Annotated in this window: 25 protein-coding genes; 22 read left to right on the top strand and 3 right to left on the bottom strand. The window is 71.8% G+C overall.

The features are described 5' to 3' along the window. Nucleotides 1-248 precede the first annotated feature (248 nt). On the top strand, nt 249-638 hold the full coding sequence (locus tag E1281_RS05015; RefSeq protein WP_131875941.1) for a nuclear transport factor 2 family protein: 390 nt from the start codon (nt 249-251) through the stop codon (nt 636-638). A 121-nt stretch (nt 639-759) separates the two neighbouring features. Continuing rightward, nucleotides 760-1431 (top strand): TetR/AcrR family transcriptional regulator, encoded by a 672-nt coding sequence (locus tag E1281_RS05010; protein ID WP_131875940.1) that lies wholly within the window; start codon nt 760-762, stop codon nt 1429-1431. A gap of 45 nt (nt 1432-1476) precedes the next feature. Here E1281_RS05010 and E1281_RS05005 read toward each other — a convergent pair whose 3' ends face one another. Next, nucleotides 1477-2691: an acetyl-CoA C-acetyltransferase gene (locus tag E1281_RS05005; RefSeq protein ID WP_131875939.1), complete on the bottom strand. Its 1215-nt coding sequence runs from the start codon at nt 2689-2691 to the stop codon at nt 1477-1479. A gap of 47 nt (nt 2692-2738) precedes the next feature. Then, nucleotides 2739-3956 (bottom strand): CaiB/BaiF CoA-transferase family protein, encoded by a 1218-nt coding sequence (locus E1281_RS05000; RefSeq protein ID WP_131875938.1) that lies wholly within the window; start codon nt 3954-3956, stop codon nt 2739-2741. A gap of 149 nt (nt 3957-4105) precedes the next feature. On the opposite strand from E1281_RS05000, the gene E1281_RS04995 reads away from it, so the two are divergent. The 12 genes from E1281_RS04995 (at nt 4106) to E1281_RS04940 (ending at nt 15129) form a co-directional block, all read left to right on the top strand. Next, nucleotides 4106-4999: an enoyl-CoA hydratase-related protein gene (locus E1281_RS04995; RefSeq protein ID WP_131875937.1), complete on the top strand. Its 894-nt coding sequence runs from the start codon at nt 4106-4108 to the stop codon at nt 4997-4999. Beyond that, nucleotides 4996-5760, top strand: a complete 765-nt coding sequence (gene fabG, locus E1281_RS04990; RefSeq protein ID WP_131875936.1) for a 3-oxoacyl-ACP reductase FabG — start codon at nt 4996-4998, stop codon at nt 5758-5760. Before E1281_RS04995 ends, fabG begins: the two co-directional genes overlap by 4 nt. Nucleotides 5761-5801: 41 nt before the next feature. Next, nucleotides 5802-6998 (top strand): acyl-CoA dehydrogenase family protein, encoded by a 1197-nt coding sequence (locus E1281_RS04985; RefSeq protein ID WP_131875935.1) that lies wholly within the window; start codon nt 5802-5804, stop codon nt 6996-6998. A gap of 43 nt (nt 6999-7041) precedes the next feature. Then, the gene (locus tag E1281_RS04980; protein WP_131875934.1) at nt 7042-7914 is read left to right on the top strand and encodes an LLM class flavin-dependent oxidoreductase; all 873 of its coding nucleotides are present in this window, start codon (nt 7042-7044) and stop codon (nt 7912-7914) included. Between the two features lie 162 nt (nt 7915-8076). Then, nucleotides 8077-8952: a branched-chain amino acid ABC transporter permease gene (locus E1281_RS04975; RefSeq protein ID WP_131875933.1), complete on the top strand. Its 876-nt coding sequence runs from the start codon at nt 8077-8079 to the stop codon at nt 8950-8952. Continuing rightward, nucleotides 8949-10079, top strand: a complete 1131-nt coding sequence (locus E1281_RS04970; protein ID WP_165958791.1) for a branched-chain amino acid ABC transporter permease — start codon at nt 8949-8951, stop codon at nt 10077-10079. The genes E1281_RS04975 and E1281_RS04970 overlap by 4 nt, the downstream gene beginning before the upstream one ends. Further along, nucleotides 10076-10795: an ATP-binding cassette domain-containing protein gene (locus tag E1281_RS04965; RefSeq protein WP_131875932.1), complete on the top strand. Its 720-nt coding sequence runs from the start codon at nt 10076-10078 to the stop codon at nt 10793-10795. The genes E1281_RS04970 and E1281_RS04965 overlap by 4 nt, the downstream gene beginning before the upstream one ends. After that, the gene (locus tag E1281_RS04960) at nt 10785-11573 is read left to right on the top strand and encodes an ATP-binding cassette domain-containing protein (protein ID WP_131875931.1); all 789 of its coding nucleotides are present in this window, start codon (nt 10785-10787) and stop codon (nt 11571-11573) included. The genes E1281_RS04965 and E1281_RS04960 overlap by 11 nt, the downstream gene beginning before the upstream one ends. Before the next feature lie 31 nt (nt 11574-11604). Next, nucleotides 11605-12192 carry a MaoC family dehydratase N-terminal domain-containing protein gene (locus E1281_RS04955; RefSeq protein ID WP_131875930.1) on the top strand — a complete coding sequence of 196 codons (588 nt, stop codon included), beginning with the start codon at nt 11605-11607 and terminating at the stop codon, nt 12190-12192. Between the two features lie 7 nt (nt 12193-12199). Beyond that, nucleotides 12200-12655, top strand: coding sequence for an acyl dehydratase (locus tag E1281_RS04950; protein WP_207943110.1), 456 nt, complete (start codon nt 12200-12202; stop codon nt 12653-12655). 95 nt (nt 12656-12750) lie between these two features. Continuing rightward, nucleotides 12751-13938, top strand: a complete 1188-nt coding sequence (locus tag E1281_RS04945) for an ABC transporter substrate-binding protein (RefSeq protein ID WP_131875929.1) — start codon at nt 12751-12753, stop codon at nt 13936-13938. Nucleotides 13939-13971: 33 nt separating this feature from the next. Beyond that, nucleotides 13972-15129, top strand: a complete 1158-nt coding sequence (locus tag E1281_RS04940; RefSeq protein ID WP_131875928.1) for an acetyl-CoA C-acyltransferase — start codon at nt 13972-13974, stop codon at nt 15127-15129. A gap of 458 nt (nt 15130-15587) precedes the next feature. Here E1281_RS04940 and E1281_RS04930 read toward each other — a convergent pair whose 3' ends face one another. Beyond that, a complete protein-coding gene (locus E1281_RS04930; RefSeq protein ID WP_131875927.1) occupies nt 15588-16400 on the bottom strand; it encodes an SDR family NAD(P)-dependent oxidoreductase in 813 nt (270 codons plus the stop codon). Between the two features lie 100 nt (nt 16401-16500). Here E1281_RS04930 and E1281_RS04925 point away from each other — a divergent pair, with 100 nt between their 5' ends. The 8 genes from E1281_RS04925 (at nt 16501) to E1281_RS04890 (ending at nt 24792) form a co-directional block, all read left to right on the top strand. Continuing rightward, nucleotides 16501-17304: an enoyl-CoA hydratase-related protein gene (locus E1281_RS04925; protein WP_131875926.1), complete on the top strand. Its 804-nt coding sequence runs from the start codon at nt 16501-16503 to the stop codon at nt 17302-17304. Between the two features lie 103 nt (nt 17305-17407). Continuing rightward, entirely contained in the window at nt 17408-18706 is a 1299-nt protein-coding gene (locus tag E1281_RS04920; protein ID WP_131875925.1) for an acyl-CoA dehydrogenase family protein, read from the top strand. Next, nucleotides 18696-19721: a phosphotransferase family protein gene (locus tag E1281_RS04915; protein WP_131875924.1), complete on the top strand. Its 1026-nt coding sequence runs from the start codon at nt 18696-18698 to the stop codon at nt 19719-19721. The genes E1281_RS04920 and E1281_RS04915 overlap by 11 nt, the downstream gene beginning before the upstream one ends. Nucleotides 19722-19740: 19 nt before the next feature. Continuing rightward, nucleotides 19741-20892, top strand: a complete 1152-nt coding sequence (locus tag E1281_RS04910; protein WP_131875923.1) for a CaiB/BaiF CoA-transferase family protein — start codon at nt 19741-19743, stop codon at nt 20890-20892. A 242-nt stretch (nt 20893-21134) separates the two neighbouring features. Next, a complete protein-coding gene (locus E1281_RS04905) occupies nt 21135-22124 on the top strand; it encodes a thiamine pyrophosphate-dependent dehydrogenase E1 component subunit alpha (RefSeq protein ID WP_207943109.1) in 990 nt (329 codons plus the stop codon). After that, the gene (locus tag E1281_RS04900) at nt 22121-23122 is read left to right on the top strand and encodes a transketolase C-terminal domain-containing protein (protein WP_131875922.1); all 1002 of its coding nucleotides are present in this window, start codon (nt 22121-22123) and stop codon (nt 23120-23122) included. The genes E1281_RS04905 and E1281_RS04900 overlap by 4 nt, the downstream gene beginning before the upstream one ends. Beyond that, nucleotides 23119-23361 carry a biotin/lipoyl-containing protein gene (locus E1281_RS04895; protein ID WP_131875921.1) on the top strand — a complete coding sequence of 81 codons (243 nt, stop codon included), beginning with the start codon at nt 23119-23121 and terminating at the stop codon, nt 23359-23361. The genes E1281_RS04900 and E1281_RS04895 overlap by 4 nt, the downstream gene beginning before the upstream one ends. A 39-nt stretch (nt 23362-23400) precedes the next feature. After that, nucleotides 23401-24792: an aromatic ring-hydroxylating dioxygenase subunit alpha gene (locus tag E1281_RS04890; protein ID WP_207943108.1), complete on the top strand. Its 1392-nt coding sequence runs from the start codon at nt 23401-23403 to the stop codon at nt 24790-24792. The last annotated feature ends 4 nt before the right edge of the window (nt 24793-24796 follow it).

The following is a 24796-nucleotide window of genomic DNA, read 5'->3' as shown; positions in this document are numbered from 1 at the left end:
CGGGGTCGGGGCGGGCGCGGAACGCCGTCCCGCCCGCCGTCCGCGTGGCCCTCCGGGCGCTGCCCGGACGGCCACCGAGACGCGCGGCGAGCATTATCTTATACTGACGTCGACATCAAAGAGAAGACGAGGGGCCCCGCTGATCGTTTGCATCTGACCACCGGTAGATGGGCCGATATTTAGATTTCGATGTCAAAAATGTAGGCTGGATCGTTCCCTGACCTACGGCCGGACGAACGAGGTGGGCCATGCTGGATGACGAGGTGCCGGAGGGCCGGTGGCTGGCCGCGGTGACGCGGTTGCAGGCGGACTACTCCCGGTTCGTCGACGCGGGGGACGGGGAGGCGTTCGCCGGGCTCTACGCCGCCGGGGGAGCGCTGGTGCTCGGGGACCGCGAGATCACCGGCGAGCAGGAACTGGCCGCGTTCGCCGCCGGGGCGCCGCGTGCCACCCACATACAGGGTGTCCCGAGTATCAGCGTCCGGCGCGACGGCGACATCGAGGCGGCCTCCTCCTTCGCGGTCTTCGTCACCGGCACCGGCGCGATCTTCGCCGGCGCCTACACCGACCGGATGACCTGGCAGGACGGGCGCCTCCTGTTCGCCCGGCGGCACATCGACATCCGGAGAAGCGGCTGAGGCTCCGTCCGTGCGGTTCCGCGGCTCGTTTGTGATCCCCCGCCGGAACGTCGGATGATGTTGAACGCGAGTGGTTGCGGCATTATGTTTCTGACGTCAAATTCATGGTTTGGAGGACGGAATGGACACAGAGCCTCGCTCGGCGAAGGGCCGTCGGACACGGGCGCGCCTCTTCGAGGCCGGCAAGGTGGTGTTCGAACGCGATGGCTTCCTCCAGGCGCGGATCACCGACATCGCGGCGGAGGCGAACGTCTCGCACGGATCCTTCTACCACTACTTCGACTCGAAGGAGTCCCTGTTCCGCGAGATCGCCGAGGAGGTCGAGGTCCGGCTGGTGTCCATGGACGACATCGCGCAGGACCGCGGTGAGGACGCCACCCCCATCGACCGCATCCGCGCCGCCAACAAGGCCTACCTGACCGCCTACAAGAAAGAGGCCCGCATCATGCGGGTCATCGAGGAGGTCAGCCGCTACAACGACGACGTCCGCATGGTGCGGTCGAAGCGCGACGACTACCTGGCGGCCCGGCTGGAGTCGGCGATCAAGCGGCTGCAGGCGGCCGGCGTGGCCGACGAGCGGATCGACGAGCGGCTCGCGGCCACCGCGCTCGGCGGCATGGTCGCGAAGTTCGCCGAGATGATGTTCATCGGCGGCGCCCGGTTCGACATGCAGGACGCGGTGGAGCAGCTCACCCTGCTGTGGGCGAACGCCCTCGGCCTCAGCCCGGCCACCGCCGCCGGTCGCGGGCGGCAGGCCGCCTCCCAGCCGAAGGCCGGGAGCGGAACCGCCTGAACCTCCCGACACGCTCCCACCACGCGGCGCCGGGCCGGCCGAAGTTCACGCCGGGGCGCGCTCGAAGACCGCCGCGATGCCCTGCCCCCCGCCGATGCACAGCGTCTCCAGGCCGTACCGCGCGTCCCGGCGTGCCATCTCGTGCAGCAGCGTCGCCACGATCCGCGCCCCGGTGGCGCCGACCGGGTGGCCGAGCGAGATCCCCGAGCCGTTGACGTTGAGGCGCTCGAAGTCGCCGAAGCCGAAGCCCCACTCCCGCGTGACCGCGAGCGCCTGGGCGGCGAACGCCTCGTTCAGCTCGATGAGGTCCATGTCGGCCAGCTTGAGTCCGGCGGCGTCGAGCGCACGCCGCGTCGCCGGCACCGGCCCGATGCCCATGACGCCGGGCGACACGCCCGCCACGGCCATGGACACCACGCGGGCGAGCGGCCGCAGCCCGTGCTCGGCGGCGAACTCGGGCGTGGTGACCAGGCAGGCGGCGGCGCCGTCGTTCTGGCCGCTGGCGTTGCCCGCCGTCACCGTCGCCCCGGCGTCCTGCTTCCGCATCACCGCGCGGAGCCCGGCGAGCGCCTCGCGGGAGATGTCGCGGCGCGGGTGCTCGTCGGTGTCGACGACCACCTCCCCCTTGCGGGTGCCCACCCTGATGGGGACGATCTCGTCGGTGAATGCCCCGCGGTCCTGGGCGTCCAGCGCGCGCTGGTGCGAGAGGTACGCGAGGTCGTCCTGCTCCTCCCGGCTGATGGAGTACTCGCGCCGCAGGTTCTCGGCCGTCTCCAGCATGCCGCCCGGCACGGGGTACGACCGCCCGCCGGCCGTCGTGCGTCCCCGCGTGAGGGTGTCGGTCAGCGTGATGTCGCCGGCGCCCGATCCCCAGCGCGCCGTCAGTGAGTAGTGCGGTGCCTGCGACATGTTCTCGGCGCCGCCCGCGATGATCGCCCGGGCCGAGCCGGAGCGCACCATCGCGGCGGCGTGCACCACGGCCTGGAGGCCCGAGCCGCAGCGCCGGTCGAGCTGCATGCCGGGGACCGTGGTCGGCAGGCCTGCGTCGAGCGCGACGACCCGGCCGAGGGCGGGCGCCTCGGCGGTGCCGTAGCAGTGGCCGAACACGACGTCGTCGACGAGCGCGCCGTCCAGGCCGCTGCGGGCCATCAGCGCCTCGACGACCGTCACGCCCAGCGTCTGGACGGGGACCGTCCGCAGGGCGCCGCCGAACCGGCCGATCGCGGTTCGCACGGGCTGGCAGATCACGGCGTCGTTCATGTCTCTCCTTGGCGTTCGGTGCGGATGCGGGGACGTTCTGTGGCGCGTCACACTGCGCCGGCCCGGCGGAGCCCGTCCTGTGCGTCTTGGGGGAAGCCCAGCTCGGTGAGGATCGCGGTGGTGTGCTCGCCCAGGCCGGGGACTTCTTTCAGGGGCGTGTTCCACGCCGGGGTGATGACGGGGGGAAGCAGCGAGGCGACCGGACCGGCCGGTGACCCGACCTCCTGCCAGCGGTCGCGGGCGGTCAGCTGAGGGTGGTCGACGACCTCGGTCACGCGGTTGAACTCGGCGTTGCCGATGCCGGCCGCGTCGGCGCGCGCGCAGACCTCGGCGAGGTCGAGCGTCGAGGTCCAAGCGGCGATGGCCTCGTCCAGCCTTCCCCGTTGCCCGCAGCGCAGCGGGGTGGTGGCGAGCGTCTCGTCGTCGGCCAGGTCCGGCCGTCCGATCAGGTCGCGGGCGAGCCGCTGCCATTCGGCGTCGTTGGTGGTTCCGAGGACGACTGTGCGGCCGTCCTTCGTCGGGTACGCGCTGTACGGCGCCACGATAGGGGACGACATGCCGAGCGGCGCTCGCTCCTTGCCGGTGTAGCGGGCGTACAGGAGGGCGAAGCCGAGCATGTCGGCGGCCGTGTCGAACATGCTCACCTGCAGCGCGGCGCCCGAGCCGGTGCGGGCCCGCCCGAGCAGCGCGGCCATGATGCCCGACGCCGCCTGCATCGCGGTACCGATGTCGGCGACGGGGATGCCCGGCTTGGCCGGCGCGTCGGCCTGCCCGGTGGCCGCGCAGGAACCGCTCTCGGCCTGGACGAGCAGGTCGTAGGCGCGGCGGTGGTCGAGCGGCCCGCCGGCGCCGTAGCCGGAGATGTCCACCGCCACGAGGGACGGGCGGCGCTCGACCAGCGTGGCCGCGTCCAGCCCGAGCCGGCGGGCGGAACCGGGCGCGAGGTTCTGCACCACGACGTCGGCGCGTTCGATCAGCCGGTCGAGGACGGGCCGCGCCTCGGGCCGCTTGCAGTCGAGGGCGAGGGACTCCTTGGTGCGGTTCAACCAGACGAAGTAGGTGGCCAGGCCTTCGGCGGCGTCGTCGAACCACCGGGTGAGGTCGCCGGAGCGCGGATGCTCCACCTTGATGACCCGGGCGCCGAGGTCGGCCAGCATCCGCGTGCAGTAGGGCGCGGAGACCGCCTGCTCGAAGCTCAGCACGACGGTACCGGCAAGAGGCGGTTCGGGGCCGGCGGCGTGGTCCTGGCCTGGCCGATCGTGCATGTGGTCCTCCGTGTGCGCGGTCTCGCGGGGCGCCGCCCCGAGGCGGTTCGATCCTGGAGTTTAGTTTGACATCGATATCGATTCATGTGGAGGGCTCGATCAGGGGGAGGATTGACCCGACCGCCTGTCTCATTATAATTTCGACGTCTATGTCAAGTAATGTGGCGCCGGAACCCGGTACGCGGCCGGACCGGGCCGGGGCCGTCGAGACGGGCACCGGGCACCTTCTCGCGACCACGGCCTCCGGGGTGCTGACCCTGACGCTCAACCGCCCGGACGTCCGCAACGCGTTCTCGCGGGAGATGCTGGAGGCCCTGGCCGCGATGCTCGACCTCGCCGCCACGTCGGACGACGTCCGCGTCGTGGTGCTGGAGGGCGCCGGCGGGGTCTTCTGCGCGGGCGGCGACCTCGGCATGCTCGCGGCCGGAGCGAGCATCTTCGGCCCCGCCGGAGAGCCGGAGGCGCGCCTCGCGGCCCAGAAGGCGCTCCAGCGCGCGACGGTCGCCCGGCTGAACGAGATGGGCAAGCCGACCATCGCGCTCATCGACGGGCCCGCCGTCGGCGCCGGTCTCGGCCTCGCCCTCGCCTGCGACCTGCGCTATGCGGGCGCCTCGGCGACGCTGCGCACCGGTTTCGGCCGGCTCGGCCTGGCCGGAGACTTCGGCTGCACGTGGCTGCTGCACCGGCTCGTCGGACCTTCGCGGGCACTGGAGCTGCTCTTCTTCTCGCCGCCCGTCCCGGCGGCCCGCGCGCGGGATCTCGGCCTGGTGACCGACGTGCTCCCCGACGACCGGATCCGAGGCCACGTGGGCAAGCTCGCCGGACGCCTCGCCGCCTCCTCCCCGGACGCCGTCCGCGCCATGAAGGAGCACGTGACCCGCGCCCACGACTCCGCGCTTGCCGCCTGCGCCGACGCCGAGGCCGAATGGCACGTCCGGCTGCTGGAGACCGACTTCCATCGCGACGCGGTCCGCACGCTCACGCGCGACCGGACGGCGCACCCACCCCCCACGACCGAGACCCCTGGAGCTGACGGATCATGACTAACCTCGACGGCCGCGTCGCGCTGGTGACGGGCGCGGCCCGCGGCATCGGGGCGGAGATCGCCCGCCTGTACGCCCGCGCCGGAGCCGCGGTCGGCGTCCTCGACCTCGAGGAGGACCTGACCCGCGGCACCGTGGCCGCCATCACCGAGGCCGGCGGGCGGGCCGTCGCCCTCGGCGCGGACGTCTCCGACGCCGCCCAGGTCGACGAGGCGCTGGAGCGGCTCGTCCGGGAGTTCGGCGGCCTGGACATCGTCGTCAACAACGCCGGGGTCACCCGCGACAACCTGCTGTTCAAGATGACCGAGGACGACTGGGACACCGTGGTGGGCGTCCACATGCGCGGCACGTTCCTCGTCACCCGGGCGGCGCAGCGGATCATGGTCGAGCGGCGCTACGGGCGGGTGATCAACGTCTCCTCGACCTCGGCGCTCGGCAACCGCGGTCAGGCCAACTACTCCGCGGCCAAGGCCGGTATCCAGGGCTTCACCCGCACGACGGCCATCGAGCTCGGGCCGTTCGGCATCACCGTCAACTCGATCGGGCCCGGCTACGTCGACACGGAGATGACCCGCGCCACGGCCGAGCGTCTCGGTGTGCCCGCCGAGGAGCGGCTGGCGGAGGTCGCGGCGGGCCTCCCGGTGCGGCGCGCCGGGAAGCCCGCGGACATCGCGAACGCCGCGCTGTTCCTGGCCGCCGAGGAGTCCGGGTTCGTGACCGGCCAGGTCCTCTACGTCGACGGCGGCCGCTCGGTCCGCTGACACCCGCTTCACAGACATCGCCACCCGAGGGGAACCCGCCCATGACCGAGAAGCCCGCATCCGCCGCGCCGGACGGCACCGGTGAGAAACTCACCGACGAGGAACTGCGCAAGGCCGTCCGGGAGGTGGCCGGCCGGTTCGACGACGTCTACTGGGCGGACCTGGACCAGGAGGCGCGGTTCCCGTGGGAGTTCTACGAGGCGTTCGCGTCGGCCGGCTGGCTCGGCATCGCGATCCCCGAGCAGTACGGCGGCGCCGGCCTCGGCATCTCGGCGGCGTCCTCGATGGTCTACGAGATCGCCGCGTCCGGGGCCGGCATGAACGGCTGCAGCCCGTTCCACCTCACGATCTTCGGCCTCAACCTGGTGGCGCGGCACGGCGGCGACGCCCTGTGCCGCGAGCTGCTCCCGGGCGCCGCCGCCGGTGACCTGCACGTCTGCTTCGCCATCACCGAGCCCGACGCCGGCTCCGACACCAGCCGCATCCGCACGTTCGCCCGGCGGGACGGATCGGACTACGTGCTCAACGGGCGGAAGGTCTGGATCACCAAGGCGGCCCAGTCGCAGAAGGCGGTGCTGCTGGCGCGCACGAGCGAGCCGCGCGAGGGCGGGCGCCCGACCGACGGCCTGTCGATGTTCGTGATCGACCTCCTCGGCTCCGGCATCGAGATGCGGGCGATCCCGAAGATGGGCCGCAACGCCGTGTCCTCCTACGAGGTGTTCCTGGACGACTACCGCGTTCCCGGTTCCGCCCTGGTGGGGGAGGAGGGCCGCGGGTTCACCTACCTGCTGGACGGCATCAACCCGGAGCGGATCCTGCTCGCGCACGAGGCGCTGGGCATCGGCCGGGCCGCGCTGCGCCGGGCCGTGCGGTACGCCGGGGAAAGAGTGGTGTTCAACCGCCCGATCGGGCAGAACCAGGGCATCGCCTTCCCGCTCGCCGAGGCGTCCATGCGATTGGACGCGGCGGAATTGGCGGCACGCCACGCCGCCGCCCGCTACGACGCCGGAGAACCCTGCGGGAAGGAGGCGAACACGGCCAAGTGGCTCTGCGCCGACGCCGGATTCACCGCGGCCGACGCGGCGGTCCAGACACACGGCGGATACGGGTACGCGCGTGAATACCACGTCGAGCGCTACTTCCGTGAGTCCCGCCTCATGCGCATCGCCCCGGTCAGCCAGGAGATGGTGCTGAACTACATCAGCGAGCACGTCCTCGGCCTGCCCAAGTCCTACTGAGACCCGGACCTGCCGAAACCACGACGGGCGCGGAGGAAACGCAATGCGCATCGCCATCCATTCGGGACTCACCATGCGCGGAAGGGTCGACGGCGTCGTCGAGCAGGTCCGCCGTGTCGCCGAGTCGGGCCTCGCCGGCTACTGGGCGCCGATGCTCACCGGCCATGACACGCTCACCGCCTTCGCCGTCGCCGGCCGCGAGGTACCGGGCGTGGAACTGGGGACGGCCGTGGTGCCGATGCCGCTGCGCCCGCCGTTCGCCCTCGCGCAGCAGGTGGCGACGGTCCAGGAGGTGCTCGGGGGACGGTTGGCGCTGGGCATCGGGCCGTCCCACGAGGCCCTGGTCCGGGACGCGTTCGGGCTGGAGTGGACGGCGCCTATCGCGGCGACGCGCCGCTACGTGGAGGAGCTGGAGTCCGTCATGACCGGCCGGGACGGCCGGCGGGTGGTCGTCGGGGGCGCTCCGACGCCCGTCCTGCTGGGCGCGGTCAACCCGGCGATGGCCGCTCTGGCCGCGGAAGTGGCCTCCGGCGTCGTCACCTGGGCCGCGGGACCGCGGACGATCGCGGACGTCATCCGCCCGGCGCTGCGGGACCGTCCGGCCGGCGCGCCGTTCCGGATCGTGGCCGCCCTGCCGATCTGCGTGACCGATGATGTCGCGGGCACGCGTGAGCACATCCACGCCGCGCTCGGCGCCAACGACCACCTTCCGTCCTATCGGAAGGTACTGGGCCGGGAGGGCGCGGGAGGGGTGGCCGACCTCGCGATCGTCGGCTCGCCTGCTGAGGCGGCCCGGCGCCTCGACGATTTCGAGGTGAGCGGCACCACCGACTTCGCCGCGCACATTCTGGCGACATCCGACGTCGACGCCGAACACACGTGGGAGTTCCTTGCCGCCCGTGCGACCGGCCGCTGATGGCCGGATGACCGCCGATGGCCAGGTTCCGGATGCATCCTGGATCGTTGACGCGCCCTTGCCCACCCATTATGTTATGACGTCGAAGTCAAATTTTGTCCCTGCGGCAAGGGGGTCGCGGCGCTACGGCCGCGGCCCCGGCGGAGAAGGGGGAGCGACGTTGTGAGCGTTGTCGCCCAGGCTGTCGAGGGCACGCTGGTGACCGGTTCCATCTACGGGCTGGTCGGCGTCGGATTCGCGCTGCTGTTTCGCGCGTCGAAGGTCCTGAGTTTCGCGCAGGGCGGTTTCATGCTGCTCGGCGCCTTCATCTTCTATTCGCTCGTCCAGGACGGCGGCCGGCCGTTCCCGCTCGCCGTGCTCATCACGATGACCGTCGTGGCGGCCTTCAGCGCCCTGGTCTACGTGCTCATCTTCGCCAGGGTGGCCGCGAGGGAGGCGTTCGCCACCTCGGTCGCCACGATCGGGCTGGCCGGCGTCCTGCAGGCCGCCGTGGGGATCAAGTACGGAACGGCGCCCCTCAGCCTTCCCGAGGTGGTGTCCGCGCACGCCCACCGGTTCATGGGCGCGGTCGTGCCGGTCGCCGACATCGTGGCCGTCGCCATGGCCGCGGCCGTCGTGGCGGTCCTCGTGCTGATGCTGCGCTACACCCAGCTGGGACTGCGCATGGCGGCGGTGGCCGACAACGCGACGCTGGCCGTCCACCTCGGGGTCAGCTCGGCCCGGATCGCCACCGTGGCCTGGGCCCTGGCCGGAGGGACCGCCGCGCTGGCCGGAATCGCGTTCAGCCTCCGCTCCGCGGTCGACCCGGTCGGGGTGGCCAACATCGGGCTGTTCGCGTTCCCGGCCATCATCCTCGGCGGCCTCGGCTCGGTCGGCGGCGCCCTGGTGGGCGGCGTGATGCTCGCGGGCGTCCAGAACGCCGTACGGATCGGGATCGGGTCCGCCTGGGTGGACCTCTTCTCCTTCGCGATCATGCTGGCGTTCCTGTTCTTCCGCCCGTCCGGCCTGTTCGGCAAGGCCGAGGTCGTGCGGTTGTGAGCGGCGACGAGGCGAGCGGCGAGCGGCTCGCGGCGCGACCGGCCCCCGCCGTCGGCACGCTCTCCACGGCACGTGCCCGGATCATCGAGGCGCTGGGCGAGCAGGGCGGCCTCACGCGGCTCGTGCTGGCGGGCGCCCTGCTCGCCGGCGCGCTGTGGGCGCTGAACGGCAGCCCCTTCCTCAACCTCGTGGGGCAGGCGTGTGCGGTCTACGCCATCGCCTCGATCGGCCAGTCGGTCCTCATCGGCAGCGCCGGCCAGATCGCCCTCAGCGGCGCCGCCTTCATGGCCATCGGCGCGTTCGTCACAGGTACCCTCGCCGGCACGCCGCTGGAGACCTTCCCCGTCCCGCTCGTGGTCTGCGCGGTGACGGGATGGCTCGTCGGCCTGCTGTCCGGGATCCCGGGGCTCCGCTTCCGGGGCCTGTACCTGCTGCTGTCCAGCCTCGCCCTGCAGTTCATGGTGACGGCGATCACCAAGAACTACCAGTCGGAGTACCACCCGGCGGGGCTCGTGGTGCCTCCGCTGCACATCGGCTCCCTGGACGTCTCCGCCGGCCGGTCGCTCTACGCCGTGCTCATCGCGATCCTCGCGGTCGTGTACCTCGTCGTCGCCCTGACCGAGAGGACCGGGATCGGCCTCGCGTGGCGGTCGATCCGCGAGAGCGAGGTGGCGGCCGCGGTCAGCGGCGTCGACGTCGTCCGCTGGAAGCTGTACGCGTTCGCCGCGAGCGGTTCCATCACCGCCGTCGCCGGTTCGCTGCTGGCCTACCTGGTCGGGCGGGCCGACTACGCGACCTACGACCTCAACCTGTCGATCGCGCTGATCACGATGATCTTCATCGGCGGCGTCCGGTCCCGGCTGGGCGCGCTGACCGGGGCGGTCGTCATCACCGCGCTGCCGTACGTCCTTCAGTTGCGGCTGTCCGGCTGGCTGACCGAGCTCGGGCTGAGTGCGAACTGGTACACCGAGAACCAGAGCATCGCCAATGCGGGCCTTTTCTCCCTGCTCTTCCTCCTTGTGGTGCTGTTCGAGCCCGAGGGCATCGAGGGGCTGCTGGGGAAGGCGGAGCGATTGCTGCGGCGCGCGTTCGGCGCCCGCCGCGGCGGAAGGCCGGCGGAGTCATGACGGATCCGGTTCTCACCGTGCGGGACCTCGTGGTGTCCTACGACGGCGGACTGCCCGCCGTGTCGAACTACCACGTCGACCTGCTCCCCGGCACCCTCACGGTGATCCTCGGCCGGAACGGGGCCGGCAAGACCAGCACGCTGCGCGGCATCACGGGCTTCCTCGCCCACGAGACGGGCTCCGCGCGGGGCACGATCTCTGTGCGGGGGAAGGTCGTGAAGCGCCCCGGTCCGCTGCGCCTGTCCAAGCTCGGCGTCGGCCTGGTGGCGGAACGCGACAAGGTCTTCGTCAACATGGCGGTTCAGGACCAGCTGCGCCTCGTGACGTCCCGCAAGCCGGACATCGACGAGATCTTCGACTTCTTCCCGCGGCTGCGCGAGCGCAGGGCCGTACGGGCGGGGTTGCTGAGCGGCGGGGAGCGGCAGATGCTCGCCACCGCGCTCGTCCTCCTCCGCAAGCCGAGCGTCCTGCTGGTGGACGAACTGTCGCTCGGACTGGCGCCGGGCATCGTGCGGGAGCTGATGAGCTACCTGCGGCGGCTCGCGGACGAGCGCGGGCTCACCATCCTCGCCGCCGACCAGGCGGTGCACGCCTCTCTGCACGTCGCCGACGAAGTACAGGTCATGGACAGCGGGTCGCTCGTGGCGAGCGGGCCCTTGGACTCGCTGGACATCGACGCCGTCCTCGACGCGTACCTGGGGCGACATGAACGATGAGAAGCGGGGCCACCGGCTGGACGTCGACGGCGTGGACGTCCACCTGGGCGGCGTGCAGATCCTGCGGGGCGTCACCTTCGACGTCCGGCCGGGCGAGGTCTTCGGCATCGTGGGCCCGAACGGCGCCGGCAAGACGACGATCCTCAACGTCGTCGACGGGATCGTCCGGCCGACCGCGGGAACGGTCCGCTACGGGGAGGTCGACCTGCGCCGGGTGCGCCCGCACAGGATGCGCGACCACGGCATCGGGCGCAGCCTCCAGTCGACCCACTATTTCCGCGACCTCACCGCGTTGCAGCTCGTCGCGCTCGGCGAGCTGCCGAACACCGTCGCCGGCGCGCTCCGGTTCGGCGGCCATCGCAGGCGGCGGGCGAAGGACGCGGCGCGCGACCGGAGCGCCGCGGTGCTCAGGGAGTTCGGACTGGAGCGGTACGCGCACCGGCCGCTGGGCGAGTTGTCGAGCGCCGTGCAGAAGCTGGCCGACATAGCCCGCGCCGTCGTGGCCGGCAGCGAGCTGCTGCTGCTGGACGAGCCCACCTCGGGTGTCAGCGGACAGGAGCGCGGCGAGATCGGCGAGGCGCTGCACCGGCTCCGCGAACTCGGCCGGACGATCGTGCTCATCGACCACGATCCCGGTTTCGTGACGGGCAATTGCGACCGGCTCATGGCCATGAACTTCGGTGAGGTCCTGCACGTGGGCCTCCCGGACGAGGTGATGGGCAGCGACGTCGTCAAGCGCTCCTACCTGGGCGAGGCCGCGGAAGGCGTGGGTCAGTGAACGGGTGCGGCACCGATGCGGGGAGGGGCGCATGACGGAGGACTGGAAGGCGGCCTGGCGACCGCTCGTGGACCGGGTCGGTTCGGAGATCGACGAGCCGGACGTCCGGTACGGCCCCGACCCGGTCGAGCGCGGCGCGATCCGGCGCTGGCTCGAACCGCTGGAGTTCGACTGCGCGCTCCACCGCGACGCCGCCGTCGCCCGAGCCTACGGCTGGCCGGACGTCATCGCGCCCTACACGGCGATGTGGACCTTCATCATGCCGGCGGTGTGGGAGCCCGGCGAGCGTCCCACGTTCGACGGCCCGTCCAGGGACGCGCAGCCATGGCGGAGCACGATCTCCGACGACGTCTTCCCCGGGGCGCCGCCCACCTCGGGCATGTTCGGAACGTGCCTGTCGATCGAGTTCGAGCGGCCGTTGCACGCGGGGGAGCGGGCCGGGGCCGGGCCGCGGCGCCTGCTGGCCTGCGAGCCCAAGGAGACGAGGGTGGGACGGGGCGCGTTCGTCACGTTCGACCGGCATGTGTTCACCGGCGACATGGAACCGATCTGCCGGGTCGAAGCGCAGATCTATTTCTTCGACCCGGTCCCGGTGGAGGGGGAGGGCGCCCGTGCCTGAATCGAGCGTGCCTGAACCAAACGTGCCTGGAAGCGGGCAGCGCCGCTTCGAGGACGTCGCGGTCGGCGACCGCTTGCCGGGCCTGACGCTCCCGCTGCCCGTGCACCGCCTCGTCATGGCGGCGGGGGCCGGGCGCGAGTTCACCGCGACGCATCACAACGACGCCTACGCGCGGGCGAACGGCGCGCCGTCCATGTACGCGAGCGCGATCCTCCTGCAGGGCATGTGGGAGCGCGCCCTGCGCGACTACATCGGCCTGGAGGGCACCATCCAGGCGATCAGGAACTTCCGGATGGCGCGCTTCACGCCGGCCGGCGCTCTGGTCCGGGTCGAGGGCGGGGTGGTCGCCAAGGAGCGGCGAGCCGGGCGGGCGGTCGTCGAGATCGAGCTGCGGACGACGGCGGACGGCGTCCTCACGGTGGGACCGGGGCTCGCCGAGGTCACGCTGCCGGAGAGACCTTGACAGCACCCTCAAGCGGATTTATTTTCTGACATCAAAGTTAAAAATGACATCGGTCACACCCCACCCCCGACGTTCTTCATGACAAGGATGCTGCGATGCCCGGTGCACCCCGAACCCTTCTCAAGGCCCTGGCCGTCGCAGGCGCGGCCGTCCTCGCCGCCGCCGGATGCGGAGGCGGCGGCGACGCGGGCTCCGGCGGCGAATACAACTTGGGCATCAACGCGGAGCTGTCGGGAGCGGCCTCGTCCTACGGCAAGACGCTCCAGCAGGGAATCCAGGGGTACGTCGACGAGGTCAACGCGGCCGGCGGCATCAACGGCCACAAGATCAAGCTGACCTCGCTCGACAACGGCGGCGAGCAGGCCCGGGCCGCGGCGAACGCGACCCAGCTGGCGACCGCCTCCAAGGTGAACGCGATGTTCGGGAACGTGCTGAGCTCGAACTGCTCGGCCGCGCAGCCGGTCGCGGAGCGCTACGAGGTTCCCATGGGCTGCATCTCCGTCGCCGAGCCGAACCCCTACGTCTTCAGCATCGGCCCGGACAACACGCGCGCGGCGAGTGCCATGTTCGACGCGGCGAAGAAGGTCACCGAGAAGGACGGCCCGAAGGCCGCCCTCGTCTACCTGAACACGCTGACCAACGAGGCGCTCGCCAAGTCGATGAAGGAGCAGGCCGGCGGCGCCGGCGTCGAGCTGGCCACCGCCCAGGAGGTCGACCTCATGGCCTCCGACGTGTCCGCGCAGGTGACGAAGGTCGTTGAGACCGAACCCGACGTCGTTCTGGTGACCACCACCGGGCCGGGCATGCTGAGCGTCCTCAAGGGCGTCCGCGCCGCGGGCGTGCAGGCGCCGTTCGTCTGGCTGGACGGCACCGGGAACTTCGCCTCCCTCGTCTCGTCCAAGGACGAGGGCGTCTACGCGATGAACGTCTACGCGCTCGTCGACCCGGCGGGCACCGAGAGCGGCGTGAAGGAGTACATCGGCGCGGTCGAGCCGGCGATCCAGGACGCGGCGACCGCGAAGGGCCTGAACGACGGCGAGCTGGTGATCGGCTACCTGGCCGCGCGGGCGTTCGGCGAGGCGCTGAAGAGCTGCGGCCACCCGTGCTCCGGCGAGCAGCTCAAGACCCACCTGGACCAGACCCGCCTCTCGGTTCCCGGCGTGGTCGACGACTACGGCTTCACGCCCGAGGACCGCTACCCCTTCAAGAACTGGTACCTGTACCACGCCGTCGGGACGAAGACCACGCTGACCGAGACGCTGACAGCGTCCCCGGCGGCCTGAGCCGTCCGGCTCTTCGGGGAGGAACGACAGGACATGAGTGAACGCGACGCCGTCATCGTGGGGTGCGTCCGGACCCCGATCGGCCGCCGCAACGGTCGGCTGGCGCAGGTGCACGCGGTGGACGCCTCAGCCGGCGTGCTGCGGGCGCTCGCCGAGCGCACCGGTTTGGAGCCGGCGCTGGTCGACGACGTGGTCTGGGGCTGTGTCCAGCAGGTGGGCGAGCAGACCCTCAACATCGGGCGCGGCGCCCTGCTGGCCGCCGGCTGGCCGGAGTCGGTCCCGGCGACGACGGTCGACCGGCAGTGCGGGTCCTCGCAGCAGAGCGTGCACTTCGCCGCGGCCGGCGTGATCTCGGGGCAGTACGAGTTCGCGGTCGCGGGCGGTGTGGAGATGATGAGCCGGGTTCCGCTGGGGGCGGCGCTCGGTTACGGTGCCGGCACGCCGACGCCGTCCTCGCTGACGTCCCGCTTCGGTGTGGAAGGCTTCAACCAGGGCGTCGGCGCCGAGCTCATGGCCGAACGCTGGGGGCTGAGCCGCGCCGAGGTCGACGAGTACTCGCTGCGCTCTCACGCGCGCGCGGCCGCGGCGATCGACGCAGGCCGGTTCGCGGCGGAGATCGTCTCGATGGCCCTGCCCGACGGCTCGGTCATCGACGAGGACGAGGGCGTCCGCCGCGACACGACGGCCGCCCGGCTGGCGGAGCTCAGGCCGGTCTTCCGCGAGGACGGGGTCGTCACGGCGGGCGGGTCGTCCCAGATCAGCGACGGCGCGGCCGCGCTGCTGCTGACCACGTCGGCGAACGCGGCGCGGTACGGGCTGGAACCACTGGCGCGGGTGCACACTGCGGTGCTGGCCGGCGACGATCCGGTGATGATGCTGAGCGCGCCCATCCCGGCGACCCGCAAGGCGCTCGACCGGGCGGGCCTTCCGGTCTCGGACATCGGCACGTTCGAGGTGAACGAGGCGTTCGCGCCGGTCCCGCTCGCGTGGCTGGCCGAGACCGGCGCCGACCCGGCCGCGGTCAATCCCGACGGAGGGGCGATCGCGCTCGGCCATCCCCTCGGAGGCTCGGGCGCCCGCCTCATGACCACGCTCGTCCACCGGATGCGGCGTGAGGGCCACCGCTACGGCCTCCAGACGATGTGCGAGGGCGGCGGCCTGGCGAACGCCACGATCCTCGAACTCCTCTGACCCGCCCGCGAGGTAGTTCTGGAGGCGCGGGCCGCTCGCGGCGCGGGAGACGAGTTCGACGCGGGCGTCGAGGCCCGGGAGGATGTGGTAGCAGCCGCCCGCCCGCCGCCCCTCGGCGTCCAGCATGGCGGCCTCCCACAGGCAGCCGCCGCCTTCGAGCCCGGCCGACTCGCCGGGGACGTCGTCGCTCCACATGCCGAGATGGTGCAGGCCGGTCTTCTCCCACACGCTGTCCTCGACCCGAACCAGCAGTTCGATGTGGGGCGGCCCTTCCAGGGACAGCACGAACGTCTGGTCGAACGTCCGCGGCCCGGAGGGGGTGTCGAACTCGACGGTGAAGCGCTGCAACCGGCCCCACGTCACGCCCGCGACCTCCCCCAGCTGCGCCATCGCGGGTTCGAGCACCGGGACGACGATGCCGACGTGGTAGATCCGGGGAGTGCCCATGTCGTTTCTCCTCACGCTCGGGCGTTCTGGTACGCGCCGGCGACCTCGCCCGCGTCGAGCCGCTCCAGGAACGGCGTGGTGTGCTCGATCCGTCCGGTCAGCCGGGTCCGGTCGCCACTGCACAGTTCCAGGACGGTGCGGCAGATGAGCGAGACGTCCTCAGTGCCGGTCTCGGCCAGGTCCAGGGTGCGCGCGCCCGGCGTCGCGACCGGGTTCAGGGGGGCGGCGGCGTTCACCGCGATGCCCGCGTCGGTGAACTCGGCCGCCAGCGAGACGGTGAGCCGCTCCAGCCCGGCCTTGACCGTCCCGTAGACGCCGAAGCCCGCGGTGCGGGCGAACGCGTCGTACGGCGGGCCTTCCGGGCGGACGGCCGCGACGGAGGTCAGGTTGACGATCCAGCCGCCGCCGGCCGCGCGCATCCCCGGCGCCACCAGCTGCGCGAGCCGGAGCGGGGTCAGCAGGTGAAGGTTCAGCATCACCTGGACGCGGCGGATCGGGAAGTCCTCCAGGGGGCGCAGGAACGTGACCGCGGCGTTGTTGACGAGGACGGCCGGGGCCCCTGCCAGTTCCCGGACGTCGGCGACCAGCCCGTCGCAGTTCGCGGGGTCGGAGAGATCGGCGGCGAACGGCGTCGCCCGCCCGCCCGCGGACTCGATCTCGGCCACCGTCTCCGCCAGGGAACCGGACACGCCGTCCCTGGCCTCCATTGTCCGCGCCACGACGGCGACGTGCGCACCCTCGGCGGCGAGCGTCCCCGCGATGGACCGGCCCAGTCCCCGGCTCGCGCCGGTGACGAGGGCGACCCTTCCGTCCAGTCGACCCATGTCCCGCTCCTCACGTCGGTTCCGCCCGGGTCCGGGCCGGGAAGGCGGACGTCGGTTACAATGCCGACGTCGGAATCAATAATGCCTCAAGGAGCGCGGGATGGCGAGTGTTGTGCGGGTCGGCCGCGAGCGGCCGGGGATCGCCGTGGTGACGCTCGCGCGTCCCGATTCCCTCAACGCCCTCGACGCCGGCCTCATGGCCGAGCTGTACGACCGATTCGGCGAGCTGGGCCGGGACCCGGACGTCCGGGCGGTGATCCTCACAGGGGAGGGCAGGGCGTTCTCGGCCGGCCTGGACGTGCGCGACTTCGGCGGCCCGGTGCCGTCCCCGGACGAGGGGCCCGAGGCGCTGCTGGGGTTCCAGCGGTACATGAGCGGGATCATCGCCGTGGTCAGGGAACTGCCGCAGCCGGTCATCGCGGCCGTGAACGGCGCCGCGGTGGGCGGTGGGATGGCGTTGGCCTGCGCGTCCGACATCCGGATCGCGACGCCGTCGGCGAAGTTCGGCGCGGGTGCGATCCGGATCGGGCTGAGCGGGTGCGAGATGGGACTGAGCTATCACCTGCCGCGGCTGGTGGGGATGAACGCCGCGGCCGACTGGATGCTCACCGGACGGCTGGTCGGCGCGGATGAGGCGCATGCTCGGGGCCTGGTCGGCCCGCTGGTGGAGCCGGAGGAACTGATCGGCGCGGCGGTGGAGACCGCTGCGTCGATCATCGCCAACGCCCCCTTCGGCGTCCGCATGACGAAGCGGGTGATGTGGGCCAACGCCGACGAGGACGACCTGCGCGCCGCGCTCGACCGGGAGGACCGGGCCCAGGTCATGGCGGCCGGGACGGTGGACGCCGCCGAGGCGCGCGCCGCGTTCCTTGAGCGGCGCCCACCGCGCTACCTGGACCGCTGAATCCTCGGTAACACTTTCTACTTTGACGTCAATATTGTAAGTTTGGTGATCCTGCTGAGGTCCGCCGTGCGCGGTCGCGCGGCGGCCGTCGAGAGGAACGCCGATGCCGTGGGACTTCCGAACCGAGCCCGAGTTCCAGGAGGTGCTCGACTGGGCGGACGCGTTCGTCCGCGAGGAGGTCGAGGACCTCGATTACCTCGTCGACTCGCCCTACGACCACGCCGATCCGGTCCGGCAGGCGCTCATCCCGCCGCTCCAGGACAAGGTCCGGGAGCGCGGCCTATGGGCCACCCACCTCGGCCCCGAACTGGGCGGCCGCGGCTACGGGCAGGTCAAGCTCGGGCTTTTGAACGAGATCCTCGGCCGCTCGGCCTGCGCGCCGATCGTGTTCGGCAGCCAGGCGCCCGACAGCGGGAACAGCGAGATCCTGGCGCGCTTCGGCAGCCCGATGCTGAAGGAGCGGTACCTGGAGCCGCTGCTGGAGAACAAGATCGGGTCATGCTTCTCGATGACCGAGGTACAGGGCGGCGCGGACCCGAAGGTCTTCACCACGACCGCCGTCCTCGACGGCGACGAGTGGGTCGTCAACGGCGAGAAGTGGTTCTCCTCCTACGCCTGCTTCGCTTCGTTCATGATCGTCATGGCGGTGACGCATCCGGACAATCCGCCGTACAAACGGCAGTCGCTGATCGTCGTGCCGCGCGAGACGCCCGGCCTGGAGATCGTGCGCAATGTCGGGATGGGGTACGAGACCCCGGGCACCGGCTACGAGGCCTACATCCGGTACAAGGACGTCCGCGTGCCCCGCGATCACGTGCTGGGCGAGCCCGGTGAGGCGTTCGCGATCTCCCAGACCCGGCTGGGCGGCGGGCGGATCCACCACGCCATGCGCACGATCGGCCTGGTCCGCCGCACGCTCGACGCGATGTGCGAGCGGGCGGTGTCGCGGTTCACGCAGGGCGAGCGGCTCGCCGACAAGCAGTTCGTCCAGGGGATGATCGCCGACTCCTGGACGCAGCTGGAGATGTTCCGGCTGCTGACCCTGCGCACGGCGTGGCGGATCGACGAGTGCGACGACTACAAGGCGGTCCGCGGTGAGATCGCCGCCGTCAAGGCCGCGATGCAGACCGTCCTGCACGACGTCGCGTCCCGCACCCTGCAGCTGCACGGCTCGCTGGGCGTCACCCACGAGATGCCGTTCGTGGAGACGCTGGTCGAGTCGTTCGTGATGGGGCTCGCCGACGGCCCGACCGAGGTCCACAAGATGACCGTCGCGCGGGAGCTGCTGCGCTCGGTGCGTCCGGCGGAGGGCAGGTTCCCGAGCGAGCACGTCCCCGCCCGCCGCGAGGCCGCGCTGGCCAAGCACGCGGACGTCCTCGCCCGGGTGCGGGATGGGGGCTGAGGCGGCGGCCGCGGCGCTCGGCCCGGACGTCCCGGCCCTGGTCGGGCGGCTGAACGCCGCGGCGCGAAGCTGGCACCCCGGTGCCGAGATCACCGCGGTGCGCGAACTGCCCGGCGGCGAGTCGAGCCTCACCTTCCTGGCCTCGGTGGACGCGGCGCCCCACGACCGGATCGTCGTCAAGGTGGCCCCGGCGGGACTGCCCGCGAGGCGCAACCGCAACATGCTCCGCCAGGCGCGGCTGCTGGCCGGACTCGGCCCGGCCGGCACGGTGCCCGTCCCCCTGCTCCTGTTCGCCGAGGACGGCACGGACGGGCCGCTGTTCGCGATGAGCCACTGCGAGGGTTCCGCACTCGAACCGAACGTGGACGACGCGGAGGAGGGGCTTCCGGGCCCGGGCGTGCTCGGCGCACGGGCGTTCAGCGCGGCACGCGCGCTCGCCGCGCTGCACCGGACCGAGCTCACCGCACCCTGGTGGGCCGAGGAGGAGCCCGTGTCGCTGGGAGCGGAGATAACCCGCTGGGAGAAGGCGTTGCGCACCCTTCCGGCGGACTTCGGCCTGGCCTGGGCGGACTGCGGCGAACGGCTGCGCGCCACCGAGCCGGTGCCGGTCGTCCCGTGCCTGACCCACGGTGACTTCCGGCTGGGCAACATGCTGTGCCGCGGCACGGAGGTCACCGCGGTGATCGACTGGGAGATCTGGTCCCGCGGTGATCCGCGGGTGGACCTGGCGTGGTTCGTCCTGTCCTTGGACGGGGACCACCCAGCGGCGGTGCGGTCCGCACCCGGCCTGCCGGGCACGGACGCGCTGTTGCGGGAGTACGCCGAGGCGTACGGCGAGGACGTCGGGGAGATGGCCTGGTTCTTGGCGCTCGCGCTGTTCAAGCTCACCGCCACGACCGGCCTCATCGCCAAGCACGCGCTCAAGCGGGGCGACACGGCCGCATGGGGAGTGCGCATGCTCCCGAGGCTGCCTGCCGCGCTCGCGAAGGCGCGGCTATTGCTGGACGAGCTGTGAACGGCCACGGGAGGCGAGGATGAGCGGACCGCTCAAGGGCGTGCGGGTGGTCGAGCTGGCCGGCATCGGGCCGGCCCCGTTCGCGTGCATGATGCTGGCCGACATGGGCGCCGACGTGCTGCGCCTCGACCGCCTGCGCACAGGCCCGGAGGACGACTGGTGGCTCGCAGAGGACATCCTCTCCCGCGGCCGCCGATCCGTGGAGGTCGATCTGAAGGACCCCGCGGGGGCCGAACTCGTCGCCGGGCTGTGCGAGACGGCGGACGTCCTCGTGGAGGGGTTCCGGCCCGGCGTCGCCGAACGGCTCGGTCTCGGCCCGGAGCCGCTCCGCGCCCGCAACCCGCGCCTGGTCTACGGCCGAATGACCGGCTGGGGCCAGGACGGCCCGCTCGCGGACAGGGCCGGGCACGACATCAACTATACCGCCCTCACCGGCGCGCTGCACGCGATCGGGCCCGCGGACGGGCCGCCGGTTCCGCCGCTCAACCTGCTGGGCGACTTCGGCGGGGGCGGCCTGCTGCTGGCGTTCGGCCTGGTTTCCGGGCTGTTCGAGGCACGCCGGTCGGGGCACGGCCAGGTCGTCGACGCGGCGATGATCGACGGCGTGTCCTTGCTGATGGCCTGGCCGTTCACCCTGCGCAACGCAGGCCGCTGGAACGACGCCCGGGGGAGCAACCTGCTGGACGGCGGCGCCCCCAACTACACCGCCTACGAGACGGCCGACGGCGCCCACGTCGCCGTGGGCGCGATGGAACCGAAGTTCCTGCTGCGCCTGCTCTCGCGTCTGGGGCTTCCCGCTGAGCTGGCCGGCGCGCTGGACGACCCGGCGGAGTGGCCGGCGGTGCGCGACCGGATCGCCGGCGTGTTCCGGACGCGGACGCGGGCGCAGTGGGAGGGGTTCTTCGCCGGCGACGACGTCTGCGCGACCCCGGTCCTGTCGATGGGTGAGGCCGCCGGGCATCCGCAGCTCCGGGCGCGCGAGGTGCTCCACCCGACCGCGCACGGATACCAGCCCGCTCCGGCGCCCCGCTTCAGCCGCACTGCCCCGTCCGCGCCGGGCGGCCCGACGCTGCCCGGCTCCGGCGGTGCGGCGGCGCTCGCCGACTGGGGCGTCCCGGAGTCGCGGGTGTCCGGCCTGAGGGACCGCGGCGTCGTCCGGACGCGGGACTGAGCACCGGCCGCGCCCCCGCGCCGGGTCGCCAGTGGCCCGTACCACTCGCGGTTCCGGAGAATCCGATTCTCGCCTGGAAATAATCCTGATGTCGACGTCAATTTACTCTTGTGGCCTGTACCACACGTTGTTAGCCTCGCAGCGAGTAGGCGTTCTTTCTCGCATTGACTGGACGTGCGCAAACAGGCCATCTCCCGTCCGCGCTAGCGAAGGTCCCGGGGAACGGAGCTTTTATGACTTCGATGTCGACAGAAGACGTAGGCAAGGACACGGCGGGCCGCATGTACACGACGATGACGCTGGCGGCGGCGTGCGACGAGCGCCTGCGGCGCGGCATCGGCCGCGGTGAGTTCGCCGCCGTGATCTGGCCGCACCGCGGCCAGGAGGCGATCGCGGCCGGCATGGGAGCGGCGCTGCGCGCCGACGACCGCCTGGTCACGACCTACCGGGGCCTGCACGACCTCATCGGCAAGGGCGTACCACTCATCGAGGTCATCGGCGAGGTGCTCGGCCGGACGGCCGGCGCGTCGGGCGGCAAGGGCGGCACCATGCACATCACCGCCCCCGAGGTCGGCGTGCTGCTGTCCACCGGCATCGTCGGGGCGGGCGTCCCGGTCGGCGTGGGGCAGGCGCTCGCCGCCAGGCAGCAGGGCAGCGACCGGGTCGTGGCCGTGTCCTTCGGCGACGGCGCGACGAACACCGGATCTTTCCACGAGGGGATGAACCTCGCGGCGACGTGGCGGCTGCCGGTGGTGTTCGTCTGCCAGAACAACCTGTTCGCCGAGATGACGCCGATCGCCGAGACGATGCGCGTCGAGCGGGTCGCCGACCGGGCCCTCGGCTACGCGATGCCGGGCGAGCGGGTCGACGGCAACGACCCCGAGGCCGTTCACGCGGCCGTCGGGCGGGCGGCGGAGCGCGGCCGGAGCGGCGGCGGCCCGACCCTCCTCGAATGCGTCACCTTCCGCTTCGAGGGCCACTACTCCGGCGACCCGCAGAAGTACATGCCGCCGGAGCAGCTCGCCGCGGCGCGCAAGGCCGACCCGATCCCCCGGTACCGGCAGGTGCTGCTCGACGGAGGTGTGCTCACCGACGCCGAGCTGACCGCGATCGAAGCGGACGCGTCGGCCCGCGTCGAGGAGGCGCTCCGGGCCGTCCTCGACTCGCCGGTGCCGGACCTCGGCGAGATCGACCGCGACGTGTACGCCGCCATGGAAGGGATCCCCGCATGACGACCCCGGCTCAGACCCGGACCCTCACCGTCCTCGCCGCTCTCCAGGAGGCGCTGGACGAGGCGCTCGCCGAGGACGAGCGCGTCTTCCTGCTCGGCGAGGACCTGGCCGACCCCGCCGGCGGCGTGTCCGGCGTCACCGCCGGGCTGTCCACCAAGCACGGCCGGGAACGGGTGCTCGACACGCCGATCTCCGAGGCCGCCATCGCGGGGGCCGCGATCGGCGCCGCGCTGGAGGGGCGCCTCCCGGTCGCGGAGATCATGATCATGGACTTCATCGGCATCGCGATGGACCAGATCGTCAATGTGGCGGCGAAAGCCCGCTTCATGTCCGACGGCCGGACCCCGTGCCCGGTCACCGTGCGCACCGCGACGTTCGCCGGGCTCGGCTCCGGGGCGACGCACTCGCAGTCGCTGGAGAGCTGGTTCATGCACGTCCCGGGCATGAAGGTCATCGTGCCGAGCACGCCGGCCGACGCGAAGGCGCTGCTCAAGGCGGCGATCTTCGATCCGGACCCGTGCCTGTTCATCGAGACCGTCTACACCTACGGGGCGCGGGGCGAGGTCCCCGACGACCACGTCGCCGAGCTGGGCAAGGCCGACATCAAGCGTCCCGGGACCGACGTCACCATCGTGACCTACGGCCGCGGTGTCTTCGACGCCCTGGCGGCCGCGGACGAGCTGGCGGCCGAGGGCATCGACGCCGAGGTGCTGGACTTGCGGACGCTGGTCCCGCTGGACGCTGCCGCCGTGCTGGAGTCGGTGGGGCGGACCGGCCGCGCGGTCGTGTCCCACTACGCGACGGAGTTCGCCGGGCCCGGCGCCGAGCTGGCGGCGCAGATCGGCGGCGAGCTGTTCGGCCGCCTGAAGGCGCCGGTGCGCAGGCTCGGCGCACGCTTCCGCCCGATCCCGTCGGCGAGCGTCCTGGAGGAGGCCGTGTTCCCCGACGCGGCGCGCGTCGCGGCGGCCGTCCGCGAGACGGTCGAGGCCGGCCGATGAGCGTTCCCGTGCGGATGCCGAAGCTCGGAATGGCCGCCCACGAGGGCGTCTTCGTCGAGTGGCTGGTCGAAGACGGCCGGCGCGTCGACGAGGAGCAGCCGATCTACATCGTCGCCACCGACAAGGTCGAGACCGAGATCCCCGCACCGGCCACCGGCGTGCTCCGCCACGGCGACGCCGTCCCCGACGGGACGTACCCGGTCGGCACCCTCCTCGCCACGATCGAAACGGACGAATGACCGACCCACCACCCCACTTCGAAACGAGGTGTCCGAGTCATGACAGCCGATGTCACCACCGGAACGGCCACGCCCCGGGACACGGCTCCCGGGCCGAACTCGCCGAAGGTCCAGGCGAAGATCCCGCATCCCATGCGGGAGGCGAACTTCGTCCCGAAGGAGCGGTACTACTCACGCGAGCTGCACGAGCTCGAGAAGGAGCACCTGTGGTCGCGCGTCTGGCAGATGGCGGCGCGGCTGGAGGAGATCCCGAACGCCGGTGACTTCGTCGAGTACGAGGTCGCGGGGCGCTCGATCCTGATCGTCCGGCAGCGCGACGGCTCGGTGAAGGCCCTGCACAACGCGTGCCGGCACCGTGCCACTGAGCTGGCGAAGGGCTCCGGCCGGTTCCCCGGCGGCCAGCTCGTGTGCCCCTTCCACGGTTGGCGCTGGAACCTCGACGGGTCGTCGTCGTTCGTCTTCATGGACTCGGCGTTCGAGCCGGAGTGCTTGAAGAAGGAGGACATCCGGCTGCGGGAGTGCCGCGTCGAGATCTGGTCCGGCCACGTCTGGATCAACATGGACCCGGAGGCCCGACCGCTCCGCGAGGCCCTGTCGCCGGTCGCCGACATGCTCGACGCGGTGGGCGTCGGGAACATGCGGGTCAAGTGGTGGAAGCAGGTGATCCTCAACGCCAACTGGAAGATGGCGCAGGAGGCGTTCTTCGAGGGCTACCACACGCTGCAGACGCACCCGCAGCTGATGATGGGCGGCGGCGAGGAGGCCGGCGCGATGATGAGCGAGGCCATCGAGTACACGGTCTTCGGGAACGGGCACGCCCGGTTCCAGGGAGGCGCGTTCGAGAACGAGGGCTGGACCGCCGACGCCGATACCTTCATCGAGTCGGGCCGGCTCCTCGCCCAGGGCCAGGACGCGATGACCCTGGACGGCGACATCCGGGTGTTCGAGGGCCTGCGCAACCGCACCGACATCGACCTGTCGGACTTCCCTGCGGCGGCCATCTCGGCGCTGTACGAGTACGCGGAGGGCGCGGGGATCCCGATGGCGCCGCTGACGGACGCCATGCGGCTGTGGGGCGGCGACATCTTCCTGTTCCCGAACTACCTGATGCTGCCGATGTACGGCAACGCGCTGTGCTACCGGTCGCGTCCCTACCAGGACGACCCGGAGAAGTGCGTCTTCGACGTGTGGTCGCTGACCACCTATCCGGAGGGTCAGGAGCCGGAGCGCGCCGAGCTGCTCGGGGTCTTCGACAAGGACGACACCGAGCACTGGGGGCTGATCCCGCGCCAGGACTTCAGCAACATCGAGGGCCAGCAGCGCGGCCTGCACTCGCAGGACTTCGACGGCCTGCGGCTGTCCAGCAAGTACGAGAAGTCGATCGCCAACATGCACGAGGAGATGGACCGCGTCATCGCCTCGAACATGTGACCGA

The organism is Actinomadura sp. KC345 (assembly GCF_004348515.1).
Classification (GTDB): Bacteria; Actinomycetota; Actinomycetes; order Streptosporangiales; family Streptosporangiaceae; genus Spirillospora.
This window is presented reverse-complemented; position numbering and strand designations above follow the sequence as displayed.

Coding starts and splice junctions, on each gene's coding strand:
- E1281_RS05015 (WP_131875941.1), top strand. CDS start 249: ATGCTGGATGACGAGGTGCCGGAGGGCCGGTGGCTGGCCGCGGTGACG.
- E1281_RS05010 (WP_131875940.1), top strand. CDS start 760: ATGGACACAGAGCCTCGCTCGGCGAAGGGCCGTCGGACACGGGCGCGC.
- E1281_RS05005 (WP_131875939.1), bottom strand. CDS start 2,691: ATGAACGACGCCGTGATCTGCCAGCCCGTGCGAACCGCGATCGGCCGG.
- E1281_RS05000 (WP_131875938.1), bottom strand. CDS start 3,956: ATGCACGATCGGCCAGGCCAGGACCACGCCGCCGGCCCCGAACCGCCT.
- E1281_RS04995 (WP_131875937.1), top strand. CDS start 4,106: ATGTCAAGTAATGTGGCGCCGGAACCCGGTACGCGGCCGGACCGGGCC.
- fabG (WP_131875936.1), top strand. CDS start 4,996: ATGACTAACCTCGACGGCCGCGTCGCGCTGGTGACGGGCGCGGCCCGC.
- E1281_RS04985 (WP_131875935.1), top strand. CDS start 5,802: ATGACCGAGAAGCCCGCATCCGCCGCGCCGGACGGCACCGGTGAGAAA.
- E1281_RS04980 (WP_131875934.1), top strand. CDS start 7,042: ATGCGCATCGCCATCCATTCGGGACTCACCATGCGCGGAAGGGTCGAC.
- E1281_RS04965 (WP_131875932.1), top strand. CDS start 10,076: ATGACGGATCCGGTTCTCACCGTGCGGGACCTCGTGGTGTCCTACGAC.
- E1281_RS04960 (WP_131875931.1), top strand. CDS start 10,785: ATGAACGATGAGAAGCGGGGCCACCGGCTGGACGTCGACGGCGTGGAC.
- E1281_RS04955 (WP_131875930.1), top strand. CDS start 11,605: ATGACGGAGGACTGGAAGGCGGCCTGGCGACCGCTCGTGGACCGGGTC.
- E1281_RS04945 (WP_131875929.1), top strand. CDS start 12,751: ATGCCCGGTGCACCCCGAACCCTTCTCAAGGCCCTGGCCGTCGCAGGC.
- E1281_RS04940 (WP_131875928.1), top strand. CDS start 13,972: ATGAGTGAACGCGACGCCGTCATCGTGGGGTGCGTCCGGACCCCGATC.
- E1281_RS04930 (WP_131875927.1), bottom strand. CDS start 16,400: ATGGGTCGACTGGACGGAAGGGTCGCCCTCGTCACCGGCGCGAGCCGG.
- E1281_RS04925 (WP_131875926.1), top strand. CDS start 16,501: ATGGCGAGTGTTGTGCGGGTCGGCCGCGAGCGGCCGGGGATCGCCGTG.
- E1281_RS04920 (WP_131875925.1), top strand. CDS start 17,408: ATGCCGTGGGACTTCCGAACCGAGCCCGAGTTCCAGGAGGTGCTCGAC.
- E1281_RS04915 (WP_131875924.1), top strand. CDS start 18,696: ATGGGGGCTGAGGCGGCGGCCGCGGCGCTCGGCCCGGACGTCCCGGCC.
- E1281_RS04910 (WP_131875923.1), top strand. CDS start 19,741: ATGAGCGGACCGCTCAAGGGCGTGCGGGTGGTCGAGCTGGCCGGCATC.
- E1281_RS04905 (WP_207943109.1), top strand. CDS start 21,135: ATGTCGACAGAAGACGTAGGCAAGGACACGGCGGGCCGCATGTACACG.
- E1281_RS04900 (WP_131875922.1), top strand. CDS start 22,121: ATGACGACCCCGGCTCAGACCCGGACCCTCACCGTCCTCGCCGCTCTC.
- E1281_RS04895 (WP_131875921.1), top strand. CDS start 23,119: ATGAGCGTTCCCGTGCGGATGCCGAAGCTCGGAATGGCCGCCCACGAG.
- E1281_RS04890 (WP_207943108.1), top strand. CDS start 23,401: ATGACAGCCGATGTCACCACCGGAACGGCCACGCCCCGGGACACGGCT.